General features: G+C 64.8%; 15 protein-coding genes. 8 read left to right on the top strand and 7 right to left on the bottom strand.

Annotation, left to right across the window (positions count from 1 at the left end; genetic code table 11):
- Positions 1-71: 71 nt before the first annotated feature.
- From KHP60_RS17120 to KHP60_RS17095, 6 genes are all read right to left on the bottom strand, one after another.
- Positions 72-641, bottom strand: a complete 570-nt coding sequence (locus KHP60_RS17120; RefSeq protein ID WP_213565540.1) for a putative glycolipid-binding domain-containing protein — start codon at positions 639-641, stop codon at positions 72-74.
- A 451-nt stretch (positions 642-1,092) separates the two neighbouring features.
- On the bottom strand, positions 1,093-1,764 hold the full coding sequence (locus tag KHP60_RS17115) for a lactate utilization protein (RefSeq protein WP_213565539.1): 672 nt from the start codon (positions 1,762-1,764) through the stop codon (positions 1,093-1,095).
- Positions 1,761-3,194, bottom strand: a complete 1,434-nt coding sequence (locus KHP60_RS17110) for a LutB/LldF family L-lactate oxidation iron-sulfur protein (protein WP_213565538.1) — start codon at positions 3,192-3,194, stop codon at positions 1,761-1,763. Before KHP60_RS17110 ends, KHP60_RS17115 begins: the two co-directional genes overlap by 4 nt.
- Positions 3,191-3,721 (bottom strand): DUF6653 family protein, encoded by a 531-nt coding sequence (locus KHP60_RS17105; RefSeq protein WP_249688872.1) that lies wholly within the window; start codon positions 3,719-3,721, stop codon positions 3,191-3,193. The genes KHP60_RS17110 and KHP60_RS17105 overlap by 4 nt, the downstream gene beginning before the upstream one ends.
- Positions 3,718-4,515, bottom strand: coding sequence for a (Fe-S)-binding protein (locus KHP60_RS17100; protein WP_213565537.1), 798 nt, complete (start codon positions 4,513-4,515; stop codon positions 3,718-3,720). Before KHP60_RS17100 ends, KHP60_RS17105 begins: the two co-directional genes overlap by 4 nt.
- Positions 4,512-4,901 (bottom strand): cytochrome c family protein, encoded by a 390-nt coding sequence (locus tag KHP60_RS17095; protein ID WP_213565536.1) that lies wholly within the window; start codon positions 4,899-4,901, stop codon positions 4,512-4,514. The genes KHP60_RS17100 and KHP60_RS17095 overlap by 4 nt, the downstream gene beginning before the upstream one ends.
- A gap of 135 nt (positions 4,902-5,036) precedes the next feature.
- Here KHP60_RS17095 and KHP60_RS17090 point away from each other — a divergent pair, with 135 nt between their 5' ends.
- From KHP60_RS17090 to KHP60_RS17055, 8 genes are all read left to right on the top strand, one after another.
- Positions 5,037-6,470 (top strand): FAD-linked oxidase C-terminal domain-containing protein, encoded by a 1,434-nt coding sequence (locus KHP60_RS17090; protein WP_213565535.1) that lies wholly within the window; start codon positions 5,037-5,039, stop codon positions 6,468-6,470.
- The gene (locus tag KHP60_RS17085; RefSeq protein WP_213565534.1) at positions 6,467-7,651 is read left to right on the top strand and encodes an FAD-binding protein; all 1,185 of its coding nucleotides are present in this window, start codon (positions 6,467-6,469) and stop codon (positions 7,649-7,651) included. Before KHP60_RS17090 ends, KHP60_RS17085 begins: the two co-directional genes overlap by 4 nt.
- Before the next feature lies 1 nt (position 7,652).
- Positions 7,653-8,270: a DUF2585 family protein gene (locus tag KHP60_RS17080; protein WP_213565533.1), complete on the top strand. Its 618-nt coding sequence runs from the start codon at positions 7,653-7,655 to the stop codon at positions 8,268-8,270.
- 9 nt (positions 8,271-8,279) lie between these two features.
- On the top strand, positions 8,280-9,635 hold the full coding sequence (glcF, locus tag KHP60_RS17075; protein ID WP_213565532.1) for a glycolate oxidase subunit GlcF: 1,356 nt from the start codon (positions 8,280-8,282) through the stop codon (positions 9,633-9,635).
- Positions 9,636-9,879: 244 nt separating this feature from the next.
- Positions 9,880-11,247 carry a chromosome partitioning protein ParA gene (locus tag KHP60_RS17070; protein ID WP_213565531.1) on the top strand — a complete coding sequence of 456 codons (1,368 nt, stop codon included), beginning with the start codon at positions 9,880-9,882 and terminating at the stop codon, positions 11,245-11,247.
- Between the two features lie 398 nt (positions 11,248-11,645).
- Positions 11,646-12,497 carry an SDR family NAD(P)-dependent oxidoreductase gene (locus KHP60_RS17065; RefSeq protein WP_213565530.1) on the top strand — a complete coding sequence of 284 codons (852 nt, stop codon included), beginning with the start codon at positions 11,646-11,648 and terminating at the stop codon, positions 12,495-12,497.
- 12 nt (positions 12,498-12,509) lie between these two features.
- Positions 12,510-13,091, top strand: a complete 582-nt coding sequence (locus tag KHP60_RS25245; protein WP_213565529.1) for an NUDIX hydrolase — start codon at positions 12,510-12,512, stop codon at positions 13,089-13,091.
- A 57-nt stretch (positions 13,092-13,148) separates the two neighbouring features.
- On the top strand, positions 13,149-13,871 hold the full coding sequence (locus KHP60_RS17055) for a DUF2076 domain-containing protein (RefSeq protein WP_213565528.1): 723 nt from the start codon (positions 13,149-13,151) through the stop codon (positions 13,869-13,871).
- A gap of 51 nt (positions 13,872-13,922) precedes the next feature.
- Here KHP60_RS17055 and KHP60_RS17050 read toward each other — a convergent pair whose 3' ends face one another.
- Entirely contained in the window at positions 13,923-14,252 is a 330-nt protein-coding gene (locus KHP60_RS17050; protein ID WP_213565527.1) for a multidrug efflux SMR transporter, read from the bottom strand.
- Positions 14,253-14,300 lie beyond the last annotated feature (48 nt).

Here is a 14,300-nt window from a genome sequence, read left to right as displayed (position 1 = left end):
ACTTAGCTGAGAAATGGGCCAAGCGCCAGCCCTATTCCCTGTGCCCAGATGTCACGGTTAAGCCGTAACGCTCAGGCGAGGCGCTTGAACAATCCGGGGTAGTCCAGGACGAAACCGTCCCCGTCCACCGGCAGGTCTGCTGTGAAGCCGCTCTCCAGGCTGTCGAAACGATAAAGGGAGCCTGTTTCGAGTGCCGTGTAGCGCTGGTCGGAGGGTGCGACGGTCAGACCAGGCACGTCGATGTAGCAGAGGCGGATGTCCATGCTCTCGCCGGTCTCAAGATCGAGGCGCCGGATGGGTAAGGTGTTGGTGAGCGGCGTCGCCTGGATGTCGACATCGATGCAGCCCTGGAGATCCGACCGGTCCTTGCCGTTCTCCTGCCAATGCCCCCGGCCGTCGCTCTCCAGATGCAGCGCCTGGCCGGAGGTGGTTCTCACGTGAACCTCCTTCGTGTGCCACAGGGCATCCAGCTTGAGGCGATAGGTGAGACCGAACTTGTTCTCACCTTCCTGGGCGATCACGACGCCGGAGATATGGAGCCCTCCGTCGGCCGGCCGCACATCCACATGCTCCATTCCCGTTGCGCAACCGTCCCAGGCCGACCAGCGGATGGTGCGGAAAATCAGTGTCGGAATGGACATGCCGAGGCTCCAAGCTTCACAGCTGCTTTGCCGGACAATTATGGCTCAGCCGGACGGCTTGTGAAATCGAATGCTCCGCAGGCGCTTGAGAAAAGCCATGCGCTTTTCCTCGAGCGGGGAGGGGCGACGGGCTGAAACCTTCCCGTCATGGCCGGCCTTGTGCCGGCCATCTCGATCAGAAGAGCGCTGCGCCTTTCGCATCGAGATCACCGGCACAAGGCCGGTGATGACGTGGTGGAGGTGGGTGAGAGGCCGCGGCTCTTCCAGCGTTTTCCATCATCCAGTCGCATCAGTACCCCTGCCGTCATGGCCGGGACAGGCCCGGCCATCCCGATCGGAAGAGCGCGGCGCTTCAACCAATCGGGATCACCGGCGCGAGGCCGGTGATGACGGGAAGGGGCGGCTTATGCCTTGAATTGGATGCGAGGCCCTGACTTTGCGCGCCTCGCCCTCAGTCCCGCACCACCACCACGTGGAGCCGCCGCGGACCGTGGGCGCCGAGCAGCAGGGTCTGCTCGATGTCGCCGGAGCGGGACGGGCCGGTGATCCAGTTCACCGTGCGCGGCATGGAGCCCTTGCCATAGGCGAAGCGCACCCGGTTCCAGACGGATTCGTAGTCGCTCGCGATATCCTTGGCCGAGACCACAATGATGTGGTTGTCGGGCAGGAAGTTGAGGGTGGAGGGATTGTCCGAGCCGGACACCATGGCCAGCGTGCCGGATTCCGCAATGCCCCCGAAGGCATGGCTCACCGCATTGAGATCGCTGCCCCGGCTCGGCCCATGGGCGATCTCGAGGGTCGTGTCGGACCATGGCATGGCCTTGAGGCGCGGATCGTCGCCCATGCGCAGGGTCGCGGGCAGGTTGTGGTTGCGCAGGAAGAGCGCGATCGATTGCGGCACCTCCGCCGGGGAGGCGACCTCCGTCACCGTGGCGAGCGCCGTCTCGACCATGGTCTTGAAGAGAGCAATCCGCTCGTCGCCCGAGACCTGTCCACGCTTGGGGATCACGCCTTTGGGCGCGCGTTCCAGGCGGTCCGCCACGATCTGCTGCCGGATGGTCTCGCTGCCCTTGACGCCGAGCGACCGGCGGATGTTGGCGAGGATGTCGTCGCGGGCGCTCATGCGTGGGTTCCCCGGCGCTCGCGCTTCCAGCGCTGCTGGAACGTCTCGCCCTGCGGGGCCGGGAAATCACGATACTTCGTCCAGCCCTTCGACAGGGGCAGCCACGTGAAGCGTCCGCGCCGGCGGCCCGCCAGAGCGAGGGCGCCCATGGCGACGCGGGTGGCCAGCCGGTAGAGGGCAGGGCGCTTGGCGAAGAAGCCCCAGAGCTGGAGGCCCGAGCGCACGGTGGCGGGCGTCAGGTGCCGCTCGAATTCCCGCTCGCGCCAGTGGCGCATGAGCTTGGGCAACGGAATGCGCACGGGGCACACGCTCTCGCAGCGCCCGCAGAAGGTGGAAGCGTTGGGCAGGTGGCCCGCCTTGTCGACGCCGATCAGGGACGGCGTGAGCACTGCGCCCATGGGGCCGGGATAGACCCAGCCATAGGCGTGCCCGCCGACCGCGTGATAGACCGGGCAATGGTTCATGCAGGCGCCGCAGCGGATGCAGCGCAGCATCTCCTCGAAGCTCGTCCCGAGCATGGAGGAGCGGCCGTTGTCGATGAGAACCACGTGGTAGTTCTCCGGCCCGTCCGCGTCGGCGCTGCGGCGGGGACCGGTGGAGAAGGTGGTGTAGACCGAGAGCTCCTGCCCGGTCGCCGAGCGGGCGAGCACGCGCAGCAGCTGGCTCACATCCTCCAGCGTCGGAACGAGCTTCTCGAGGGACGCCAGCACGATATGCGTCTTCGGCAGAATTTGGGTGAGATCGCCGTTGCCCTCGTTCGTCACGATGATCGACGTGCCGGTCTCGGCGACGAGGAAGTTGGCGCCCGTGATGCCCACATCCGCCGCGAGGAAGCGCTCGCGCAGGACGGCGCGCGCCTCGGTGAGGAGCTGCACGGGCTCCGAGAGATCGCGCTTGGCGTCGAGATGGGTGTGAACGCGCCGGAAATCCTCCTCCACCTGGGTGGCGTTGAGGTGGACGGCGGGCGCGATGATGTGGCTCGGCAACTCGTTGCGGAGCTGGATGATGTACTCGCCGAGATCCGTCTCGACGGGCCGGATGCCGTTCGCTTCCAGGTGATGGTTGATCCCGATCTCCTCCGAGATCATGGACTTGCCCTTCGTGACCGTCCTGGCACCGGCCTCGCGGCAGATGGTCAGGATGATGTCGCGGGCTTCCTGCGCATCGCGGGCGAAATGGACGTGCCCGCCGGAGGCCTTCACCTTCTCCTCGTAGGCTTCGAGGTAGAGGTCGAGATGCTCCAGCGTGTGGTTCTTGATGTCGCGCGCGGCATCCCGCAGCGCCTCGAACTCCGGCAGCTTGTCGGCGGCCATCTGGCGCTTGTCGATGAAGCCCTGCTTCACGTTGCCCAGCGCCTTCTGCAGCTGGTCGTCGTTCAGCGCCCGCGCGGCATTCTGCTTGAACTGGGGAGAAGTGGAATGAACGGTCATCTGACCTCTTTCTGTCCGACCCGTTGCCATTCGGCATAGGGGGGATGCTTGTCTTTCATCTCGTCATAGAGCCAGACCATGCGATCGCAAAACCACATCTTTGCAAACCAGGCGATCAGTCCGCCGGACACCGTGGCGAGGAGGTCGTTCAGCAGAGCTCCGACCAAGGCCAGAGCAAAGCCCGCTGCGGAGATGGCGGTCAGGATGTGTGCGGCACGAGCATGATGTTCAGGGATCGGCACGGCCTTTCGATTGAGCCAGACACGTTCCCCGAAGGTCGCCTTCGCGCTCCAGCCGTTCCTTCTAGCAGGAGCCGGGAACAGGCGCGGGTTGAGCCAGAGCCAGAGAACCACGAGTGCCACGGGGACCAAGGCCCAGATCCCGAGCCAGACATGGCTCCAGATCGCTGCAAGGAGGAGGGGCAGGGATGCCACGCGTGTCCAGACGCTCCACGGGCTTGCATGCCGCTCCCAGACCCGCTCATCCATCTGGAAGAGCCTGGCGGCAATGTGGCCGTATTCCGTCATGCGGAACGTGCTTCCTTCCCGGCAGCGATCGGCGGCTCGTCCGTCATGCCGGCGAGAACCTCCGCCACGTGGCGCACGTGGATCGGCTTGCCGTCGCGGCTGAGCTTGCCGGCCATGTTCATGAGGCAGCCGAGATCGCCTGCCAGCAGGGTGGGCACATGGGCATCCTCGACGTTCCTGGCCTTGGCATCGACGATGGCGCCCGAGATGTCGCTGTATTTTACCGCGAACGTGCCGCCGAAGCCGCAGCAGACATCGCTGTCCTTCATCTCGACGAGGGTCAGGCCCTCCATGCTGGCGAGGAGGCGGCGCGGCTGGGTCTTCACGCCGAGTTCCCGCAAGCCTGAGCAGGAATCGTGATAGGTGACGGCGCCATCGAAGGAGGCACCGACCTTGGTGACGCCGAGCACGTCGACCAGGAAGCTCGTGAGTTCATAAGTCTTGGCTGCAAGCGCATCGGCCTTGGCACGCCAGTTCGGATCCTCCTCGAAGAGTTCCGGGTAGTGGGCCTTGATCATGCCGGCGCAGGAGCCGGAGGGGGCAACCACGTAATCGTAGCCGTGGAACGCTTCGATCACCTGCATGGCCAGATCGCGCGTCGTGCCGCGATCGCCCGAGTTGTAGGCCGGCTGGCCGCAGCAGGTCTGCACGGGAGCATCGACGATGCAGCCGGCATCCTCCAGGAGTTTCACGGCCGCAAAGCCCACGGAGGGGCGCATCAGGTCGACGAGGCAGGTGACGAAAAGGCCGACGCGGGGTTTCGCCGGACGGCCCTGCGACATCAGAACGCTCATTGGGTCGCCTTCTTGCCCGAAGCGTCGAACTGCTTGAGATAGGCGACGAGGTCGTTGATCCGCTGCTCGTCCTTGAGGCCGGCATAGACCATCTTGGTGCCGGGAATCTTGGCGCGCGGGTTCTGGATGTATTCCTTGAACGTCGCCTCGTCCCAGGTGATGCCGGAATTCTTGTTGGCCGGGGAGTAGTTGTAGCCTTCGACGGATCCCGAGTGGCGGCCGAAGAGGCCGTTCAGCACCGGGCCCACGGCATTCTTGGCGCTTTCCCCGACTTGGTGACAGGCCCGGCATTGTGCAAACACCTTCTCGCCGGCGGCCGCATCCTGGGCCTGGGCAGACCCGAGCCCGGCGAGAAGCAGGGCGGCGGATAGAACGAAGGAACGCATCAAAAACTCCTTTGCTGGACACCTGTCCCATCTTAGAGAGATTCTACATTATTGGAAAACGCCACCAGGGAAAGCCGCCTTATTGTTAAGGTAGCCATTCCTTGAACGCAGCGATGATTCCTCCAGGAGGGTGCCATGACCATTGCATTTCCGAGACCGGACGAAAGGGTTCTGGCGCGCCGGAAGGAGATCGTCGAGGGTTTGGGACGCCTTGTCGCGTCGGAGGCGCTGATCGTTTCCGAGGATGAGCGCCGCGCCTTCGAGACCGACGGTCTGACCTCCTATCGCCAGATACCGCTGGCGGTCGTGCTGCCTTCCACCACTGAGGAAGTGTCGGCGATCCTGCGCTTCTGCCACGCGAACGGCGTGAAGGTGGTGCCGCGTGGGGCCGGAACGTCGCTCTGCGGCGGTGCGATCCCTCAAGCCGACGCGATCGTGCTCGGCGTCGCCAAGATGAACCGGGTGCTGGACGTCAGTTTCGAGGGGCGCACGGCGCGCGTTCAATCGGGCATCACCAATCTCGGCATCAGTCAGGCGGTGGCGCATGAGGGCTTTTTCTACGCCCCCGATCCGTCGAGCCAGCTCGCCTGCACCATCGCGGGCAATATCGCGATGAATTCGGGCGGCGCCCATTGCCTGAAATACGGCGTGACCACCAACAATCTTCTGGGCGTCACCATGGTGCTCCTCGACGGCACGGTGGTGGAGATCGGCGGCGAGCACCTGGACGCGCCGGGCTACGATCTCCTGGGCCTCGTCTGCGGCTCCGAAGGCCAGCTCGGCGTGGTGACGGAGGCGGTGGTGCGGATCCTGCGCGCGGCCGAGGGCGCGCGGCCGGCGCTCTTCGGCTTCGAGAGGGCGGAGGATGCGGGCGCCTGCGTGGCGGCGATCATCGGGGCGGGCATCATTCCCGTAGCGCTCGAATACATGGACAAGCCCGCGATCCAGATCTGCGAGGCCTTCGCCCATGCGGGCTATCCGCTCGACGTGGAGGCCATGCTGATCGTGGAGGTCGAGGGCTCCGATGCGGAGATCGACGACATGCTGCGCCGCATCGTCGCGATTGCGGAACCGTTCAAGCCGAAGACCATGAAGGTCTCGCAATCGGAGGCCGAGAGCGCGGCGATCTGGAAGGGGCGCAAATCGGCCTTCGGGGCCACGGGGCGCGTGGCCGATTACATCTGCATGGACGGCACGATCCCGACGGGGCAGCTGCCCTACGTGCTCAACCGGATCGACGAGATCGTGAAATCCTACGGGCTCGGCGTCGCCAACGTGTTCCACGCGGGCGACGGCAACCTGCATCCGCTCGTCATGTTCAACACCAACGTGCCGGGCGAGATGGAGAAGGCCGAGAAGGCGGGGGAGGACATCCTCAAGCTCTGCGTGGAAGTCGGCGGCTGCCTCACCGGCGAGCATGGGGTCGGCATCGAGAAACGGGATCTGATGACCCATCAGTTCAACGCCGCCGACCTGGAGCAGCAGATGCGCGTGCGCGGCGTGTTCGATCCTCAATGGCTGCTCAACCCCGCAAAGGTATTCCCGCTCGAAGGAAGGTTCGCCGCGTGACCACCCATACCCCCCGCGACGAGCAGGACGCATCGATCATCATCCGCGAAGCCGCCGCAACGGGCACGCTTCTGAACGTTTCCGGCAATGGCACGAAGGCGCCGATGGGCCGGCCGAACCAGACCGACGCCTCGATCTCGTCCTCCGCCATGGCCGGGATCACGCTCTACGAGCCGGCGGAACTGGTGATCTCCGCCCGCAGCGGCACGCCGGTGCTGGAGGTCATGCGGGTGCTGGCCGCGAAAGGGCAGGAGCTGCCGTTCGAGCCGATGGATTACCGTTCGCTCCTCGGCACCAGGGGCGATCCGACCATCGGCGCCATCGCGGCCATGAACATCTCCGGCCCGCGCCGGATCATGGCGGGCGCCGCCCGCGACAGCCTGATCGGTGTGCGCTTCGTCAACGGGCGCGGCGAGGTGGTGAAATCGGGCGGCCGCGTGATGAAGAACGTGACGGGCCTCGACCTCGTAAAACTCCTGGCCGGCTCCTGGGGCACGCTCGGCTTTCTCACCGAGGTCACCTTCAAGGTTCTGCCCAAGCAGGAGCGCATGGCGACCCTCGTCATCCGCGGCCTCGACGACAGGCAGGGCATCGAGGCCCTGTCGATGGCCCTCGGATCGCCCTTCGACGTGACGGGCGCAGCCCATGTTCCCGACCGCGACCGGCGCGGCGGCAGCACGCTGATCCGCCTCGAAGGGTTCAGGGTCTCGGTCGATTACCGCATGAACGAGCTCAAGCGCCTGCTGAAGCGCTTCCGGTTCATGGATCTGCTCGAAGGCGTCGGGGCCGAGGCGCTCTGGCAATCGGTGCGCGATGCGACGCTGCTGACGGATCAGGGCAATCGGGCGGTCTGGCGCGTGTCGACCGCGCCGATGAAGGGACCGGATCTCGTCGCCCAGGTTGCACGATCCCTCGATGCGCAATGGTTCTACGATTGGGGCGGCGGGCTTCTCTGGATCTCGACGCCGATCGACGGCGATTCGGGCGCCTCCGTCATGCGCGAGGCGACCAGAGCCTTCGGCGGTCATGCCACCCTCGTGCGCGCACCGGCCGAAATCCGTTCCACCCTAGACGTATTCGAGCCGCAGCCGGAGGCGCTCATGACGCTCACCCGCGGCATCAAGGCTTCCTTGGATCCGGCCGGAATTCTCAATCCGGGCCGGATGTATGCGGGGATCTGAGATGGCGGGCACGGCTTCTCTCGCGTCGGAGGCAAGGACGTCGAGCGCCTCGCGGACGGCGCTCATCGCCGGGCTCGCCCTCGGGCTCATTGCCCTCACGGCCGTCATCCTTCTGATGATGGGCCGGACGCCGATCTGCACCTGCGGCACCGTTGAACTGTGGCACGGAACCGTCAAGGATTCCGGCAATTCGCAGCACCTGACCGATTGGTACACGCCCTCCCACGTCATCCACGGCTTCCTGTTCTATCTGGGAGCCTGGAGCATCGGCGTCTTGCGCGGAAAGGCGCTTCCCCTCGGTGTCGCGCTTCTGCTCGCCATCGGCCTGGAGGCCACGTGGGAGATCGCCGAGAACACCAGCGCGGTCATCGATCGTTATCGTGCAACGAACATCGCGCTCGATTATTATGGCGACAGCGTCATCAATTCGGTTTCTGACATATTCGCGATGATCGCCGGGTTCGTGCTGGCGCGCCTCTGGCCGGTCTGGCTGACGGTTCTGCTGGCCGTGATCATGGAAGCCTTCGTCGGGTTCTGGATCCGCGACAACCTGATCCTGAACATCATCATGCTGATCCATCCCATTGACGCCATCAATCGATGGCAAGGGGCGATGTGAGATAAAACGATGCAAACCAATTTCACGCCCGATCAGCTCAGAGATCCCGCCATGGCCAGTTCGGAGAAGATCCTCCGGACCTGCGTCCATTGCGGCTTCTGCACCGCCACCTGCCCGACCTATCTGCTGCTCGGCGACGAGCTCGATTCCCCGCGCGGGCGCATCTACCTGATGAAGGACATGCTGGAGAGCGGGAAGCCCGCCTCTCCGGAGGTGGTCAAGCATATCGACCGCTGCCTCTCGTGCCTGTCCTGCATGACCACCTGTCCGTCCGGCGTGCATTACATGCATCTGGTCGATCATGCCCGCGCCTATATCGAGGCCACCTATACCCGGCCCTGGCACGATCGGCTCCTGCGCTGGGTTCTCGCCAGCGTGCTGCCGTATCCGAACCGCTTCCGCTTCGCCCTGGGCGCGGCGATGCTGGCCAAGCCCCTCAAGGGCGTGATCGGAGCGCTGCCGCTCCTCGGCAACCGCCTGCAGGCGATGATCGACCTGGCGCCGGTGAAGGCTCCCGCGCGGTCGCCCTTCGACCAGCCCGGCACCTTCAAGGCGCACGGGGAGCGCCGGGGCCGGGTCGCCATTCTGTCCGGCTGCGCCCAGCCGGTGCTCAAGCCGGGCTTCAACGAGGCGGCCGTTCGCCTCCTCAACCGCCACGGGGTCGACGTGGTCCAGCCCAAGGGGGAGGGCTGCTGCGGCGCGCTCGTGCACCACATGGGTCGCGACGAGGAGGCCCACGGCTTCGCCAGGCGCAACATCGACGCCTGGATCGCCGAGATGGACGGGGAGGGGCTCGATGCCATCATCATCACGGCGTCGGGCTGCGGCACGACGATCAAGGATTACGGCTTCATGTTCCGGGAGGACCCGGATTACGCCGAGAAGGCGGCCCGCGTCTCCGCCATCGCCAAGGACATCACGGAATACGTCACGTCCCTGACGCTCATGGAGCCGGTACGTGAGACGGATCTCGTGGTGGCCTACCATTCGGCGTGCTCCATGCAGCACGGGCAGGCGATCCGCACCGAGCCGAAGACCCTGCTGAAGCAGGCGGGCTTTACAGTAAAGGACGTGCCGGAAGGTCATATCTGCTGCGGATCGGCCGGCACCTACAACCTGCTCCAGCCGGAGATCGCCGCCCAGCTCCGGGCCCGGAAAGTCGCCAATATCGAGCGCACCAGGCCGGATCTCATCGCCACCGGCAATATCGGCTGCATGACCCAGATCGGGAAGGGCACCGAGATCCCCATCGTCCATACGGTCGAGCTTCTCGATTGGGCGACCGGCGGGCCGATGCCGGAAGCCCTGGAGGCGGCCGGTCTCCAGAAGCGCGTCTCCCAGCCGTTAACCATCGCGGCAGAGTAGGGCTGCTACATTCTTACGCAACGAAATTTCATTTCCAAACCGCTCCTATCTGAGCTAAAAGTTAGGAAAGTGTGAATTTCAGGGGCGTAAGGGCCGGCACATGTCTTCGGGATGGACGTCTTTCAGAAACCGTTTTGGCAAGAGGCACGATGAGGCTGGGGGCAGCCCCCTGCATCAGGGAGACGAGAGCGCCGAGGCCGTTGCTGCGCCTGCCGTTGCGCCTCCGGAAAAAGGCGAGACGATCGTGGTTCGCCCCAACGGAGCGCTCGATTCCGTCGGCCAGAAGAACGAGCTGATCCGCGTCCGCTTCGCCAACATGATCGACCGGCTGGAGGAGATCCGCAGCCTCAAGGAGGATTTCGCCCTTCTCAACGAGCCGGTGAACGACCTCATCCGCAGCTATCCACAGCTTCAGTCGCGCCTGCTCGAGACCGAGGCGGTGCTCAGGCAGGAAACCGACACGACCGTGGCCCTGCGCCGGGAACTCGGCGATCTCAACAGCCTTCATGCCCGGATTGTGGACGACCTGAACTCTGCCGTCGCCCAGCTGCGCAAGGCGGAGGCCAGGGTCCGCGATCAGGATTCCTTCATCGAGGATCTGCGCCTCAACGTGAAGGACAAGGAGGCGATCGTCGCCGACCTGGAGAACCAGCTTTCCATCGAGACCGAGCGCGCCCGCAACATCACGGAGGAGAACCAGGCTCTGCGTCTCGAGGCGCAGGAGGCGGACCAGACGGTGGCTCGTGCCGAGCGGGAGCTCATCGAGACCCGCGAGCGCAACGGCCTGCTCGATCATGAGGTCAAGCGCCTGCAGAAGGTGGCCGAGGAGCAGAATTACCGTCTCTCCAGCCTGACCAACCGTTATGGTGAAGTGGAAACGCAGCTCGAGGCCACGCGCCAGCGCGCCTCCGAGCTCGAGACCAAGCTCATGGCCGAGCAGGTGCTGCGCCAGCGTCTGGAAACCCAGATCGATTCCGAGCGCTCCGCCCATCAGACCGATCTGTCCTCCCTCGACATGAAGATCGAGGGCCTCAATTCCCGCCTGTCCGCCACGGACAAGATCCTGGCCCATACCCGCGACCAGCTGCGCGACAAGAACGAGGCTCTGCGCGGCGTCGAGCGCACCTTGAAAGAGACCACGATCGAAAAGAACACCCTCGACCGACGCCTTGAGGCGACTCAACAGGAAGTCGAGCGTCAGGTGGCCATGGTCAACGAACTCCAGCGCTCGCGCATCGAGCTGCAGGAGCGCGTCGAGATGCTCAACAAGGCCATCGCGGCCAAGGACTTCCAGATCGAAAGCTCCGACAACAAGCTGACGAGCCTCTCCGAGCGCATCGACCAGGTCACCAAGCGCTTCGAGCAGGAGCGCAACACCCTGGAGGCCGCCAACCGCCGCCTCACGGAGGAATTGCAGAACGAGAAGGCCGAGCGCTCCCTCATGCAGGGCGCCCTCGAGATCGCCCGCGAAAGCCGCATCAAGATCCAGAAAAAGTACATCTCGCTGCGCAAGAAGACGCGCCTCGACGCGCAGGAGGACGATCCGACCCTCCTCGACGAGGAGGAGATCGAAACGAATGTCCGGCCGCTGAAATCATCAGACGCGGAATAGACCCTTTACCTCCAGAGCCCCGCAGAGACGCGGGGCTTTTTCTTTTGGAATTGGAACTCCTCTCCACCACGTCATCACCGGCCTTGTGCCGGTGATCTCGATGCGAAAGGCGCATTACTTCTCCGTATCGGGATGGCCGGCACAAGGCCGGCCATGACGGGGAGGGTGTCATTTCCGACGGCTGGAAGACCGGGAGGGATACCCACTGACTGGTGTGGTGCCATGGATTCTCTTCCCCTGCGCTGACGCTCTGGCCAGGGACGACAATGCAGCGAGCGATGTGCCGGACGCATATTGCCGATCCATCCACTGCCCTTGGCGAACGTTCCGCTGCGCGCCACTTTGGGCTCATCGTCGAAATTCAGACCTCTCCCGAGCAAGAACGAAGGAAACCAGCGATGGCCCAGCATCCAGCAATCGCCCCCGACCGCGTCGCCGTCATCACGGGAGCCGCAAGCGGCATCGGGCTTGCGGCCGCCAGGCGGTTCGCGGAACTCGGGATGAAGGTCTGCCTGGCGGATCTCGAGGGCGAAGCGCTCCGGCGCAGCGCGGAGGACGTGGCACGCGTTGCGGGCCAGCCGGAGAACGTGCTTGCGGTGGCGACCGACGTCAGTCGCCTGGAGGATGTCGAGAGCCTCAAGGACAAGGTCCATGCGGCCTTCGGCGAGGTGGCTGTGCTGATGAACAATGCCGGGACCGAGGGCGGCGGGCAGATGTTCGGGGGTCCGCAGCGCTGGCGTGCGATACTCGAGACGAATCTCTGGGGCGTCATCAACGGCGTGCAGGTCTTCGCCCCGTCCATGATCGAACATAAGAGCCCGTGCGCGATCATCAATACGGGATCGAAACAGGGCATCACCACGCCGCCCGGCAACACCGCCTACAACATCTCCAAGGCCGGCGTGAAGGTTTTCACCGAGGCCCTCGCCCATGAACTGCGCAATACGCCCGATTGCCAGGTGAGCGCGCATCTCCTCATCCCGGGCTTCGTCTATACGGGCTTCACCAGGGCGAGAGGCCTCACGGAGAAGCCGGCCGGCGCCTGGGAGCCGGAGCAGGTCATCGAGTTCCTGCTGCCGGCCCTGGGGCGGAACGATTTCTACGTGCTCTGCCCCGACAACGAGACGACCAGGGAGATGGACGAGAAGCGCATCCGCTGGGCCGCCGAGGACCTCATCGAGAATCGCCCGCCGCTGTCACGCTGGCATCCCGACTACAAGGATGCGTTCGCCAAGGTGATGGAAGGCTAGGAGACCGCATCCGTGAGTTTCGATCCGGCAGTCTTCCGGCATCAGGTCAAAGGGATCCTCGACGATCACGCCGGGGCCTTCGGCGTGCCCGACGACCGACACACCATCCTCCGGCGCCAGATCGAAAGCGGGGACGACATTCATTCCCGCCGCACCTTTCCTGGGCATGTCACGACATCGGCGTTCATCCTCGACCGGGCAGGACGGCGCATCCTCCTGATCCACCACCGTTCCCTCGGGCGCTGGCTTCAGCCGGGCGGTCATTACGAGCCGCCGGACGATCTGGCGGGCTCCGCTCTTCGGGAGGCTATGGAGGAAACAGGCCTCCACGGTCTTGTGCTCGACCCGTGGCATGAAGCATCCCTCGTGCCCATCGACATCGACAGCCACCGCATACCGGCACGGCCCGAGCGGGATGAGCCCGAGCATTGGCACCATGATATGCGCTATGTGGTGAGGGCATTGGAGAGCGATGTAATACGGCCCGATCTGCGGGAGGTGCATGCTGCCGAATGGCGCAACCTTCGGGATTTGGAAAGCATCGCCCCGCAGGCCTTGCGGAATATGCGCAAGCTCGGCCTTGTCCGCCTCTAACAAAAGCCAGGGCCATGCTTACATCCTTCTCCAACGATCGATTGAAGGAGGCATGCCATGAACGATCAGGAACGCCAGGTCATCAGCGATATCTTCCGACGCTTGGAGCAGGTGGCGAACCAGCCCCGCGATCCGGAGGCCGAGCGCTTCATCGCCGAGAAACTGCGTCAGCAGCCCTATGCGCCCTACGCTCTGGCGCAGGCGGTCTTCGTTCAGGAACAGGCCTTGGCCAATCTCCAGGCCGAGAACGAGCAGCTGCGCGGCGCGCTCGATCACGCCAGCCGCCAGCCGCAGCAGGGCGGCTTCCTGTCGAGCATCTTCGGCGGCGGCGCATCGCGTCCGCCGGGACCGGCCTACAACACGCCGCCGGCCCGCCAAGCCTCGCCGTGGGGCCAGCCTCATCCCTCCCAGCAGCATTACGGTGCTCCCCAAGGCGGCATGACGGGTGGCGCGCCCGGCCCCTGGGGCGGCGGCATGATGCAGCGCGGTGGCGGGGGTGGGTTCCTCGGGACCGCTCTCACGACGGCGGCAGGCGTTGCGGGCGGCATGATGATCGCCAATGCCCTGACTCACGCCTTCAGCGGTGAGAACAATCCCCTGGGCGATGTGGCGTCCGCGGCCGGTCTCGGAGGAGCCGACAAGGCGGCCGATGCGGGTGCAGCTGATGCGGGCAATGCCGGCATCACGGACTCGCTCTACCAGGACGCGAACCAGCAGGAAGATCAGGGCGACTTCTCCGACTTCGGCGGCGATGGCGGAGACGAGGGCGATTGGGCCTGAGGACGGGTCATCGGTTTCGGAAGCGCCCGCCGGATGGCGGGCGTTTCTGTTTCAATGACCGGCCGTCTTCGAAAACACGTTGATGATCAGCACGCCCGCCAGAATGAACGCCATGCCGATGAGCGCAGGTGCGTCCAGCGGTTGGCGGTAGAACAGCAGGCCCACGAGAGCGATGAGCACGATGCCGACGCCGGACCAGATCGCATAGGCGATGCCGATGGGGATCGTGCGCATGGTCAGGGACAGGCAATAGAAGGCCAACCCATAGCCGACGATCACGATGACAGACGGCCAGAAGCGCGAGAAGCCCTCGGCCGCCTTCAGGGCCGAGGTCGCGATGACTTCGCTGACGATGGCGGCGAAGAGATAGGCGTAGTTCATGGCGTCCCTCATGCGGCTGGCAGTGTCGCCTTGAAGGAAGACGTCCCG

The organism is Microvirga sp. 3-52 (genome assembly GCF_018383585.1).
In the GTDB taxonomy this organism is placed as follows: Bacteria; Pseudomonadota; Alphaproteobacteria; order Rhizobiales; family Beijerinckiaceae; genus Microvirga.
The sequence above is the reverse complement of the archived record's forward strand: the minus strand, read 5'-3'. Positions and strand labels throughout refer to the sequence as shown.

Bases quoted from the DNA above. Each gene is read 5' to 3' on its own strand.
- KHP60_RS17120 (WP_213565540.1), bottom strand. From the start codon at position 641: ATGTCCATTCCGACACTGATTTTCCGCACCATCCGCTGGTCGGCCTGG.
- KHP60_RS17115 (WP_213565539.1), bottom strand. From the start codon at position 1,764: ATGAGCGCCCGCGACGACATCCTCGCCAACATCCGCCGGTCGCTCGGC.
- KHP60_RS17110 (WP_213565538.1), bottom strand. From the start codon at position 3,194: ATGACCGTTCATTCCACTTCTCCCCAGTTCAAGCAGAATGCCGCGCGG.
- KHP60_RS17105 (WP_249688872.1), bottom strand. From the start codon at position 3,721: ATGACGGAATACGGCCACATTGCCGCCAGGCTCTTCCAGATGGATGAG.
- KHP60_RS17100 (WP_213565537.1), bottom strand. From the start codon at position 4,515: ATGAGCGTTCTGATGTCGCAGGGCCGTCCGGCGAAACCCCGCGTCGGC.
- KHP60_RS17095 (WP_213565536.1), bottom strand. From the start codon at position 4,901: ATGCGTTCCTTCGTTCTATCCGCCGCCCTGCTTCTCGCCGGGCTCGGG.
- KHP60_RS17090 (WP_213565535.1), top strand. From the start codon at position 5,037: ATGACCATTGCATTTCCGAGACCGGACGAAAGGGTTCTGGCGCGCCGG.
- KHP60_RS17080 (WP_213565533.1), top strand. From the start codon at position 7,653: ATGGCGGGCACGGCTTCTCTCGCGTCGGAGGCAAGGACGTCGAGCGCC.
- glcF (WP_213565532.1), top strand. From the start codon at position 8,280: ATGCAAACCAATTTCACGCCCGATCAGCTCAGAGATCCCGCCATGGCC.
- KHP60_RS17065 (WP_213565530.1), top strand. From the start codon at position 11,646: ATGGCCCAGCATCCAGCAATCGCCCCCGACCGCGTCGCCGTCATCACG.
- KHP60_RS17055 (WP_213565528.1), top strand. From the start codon at position 13,149: ATGAACGATCAGGAACGCCAGGTCATCAGCGATATCTTCCGACGCTTG.
- KHP60_RS17050 (WP_213565527.1), bottom strand. From the start codon at position 14,252: ATGAACTACGCCTATCTCTTCGCCGCCATCGTCAGCGAAGTCATCGCG.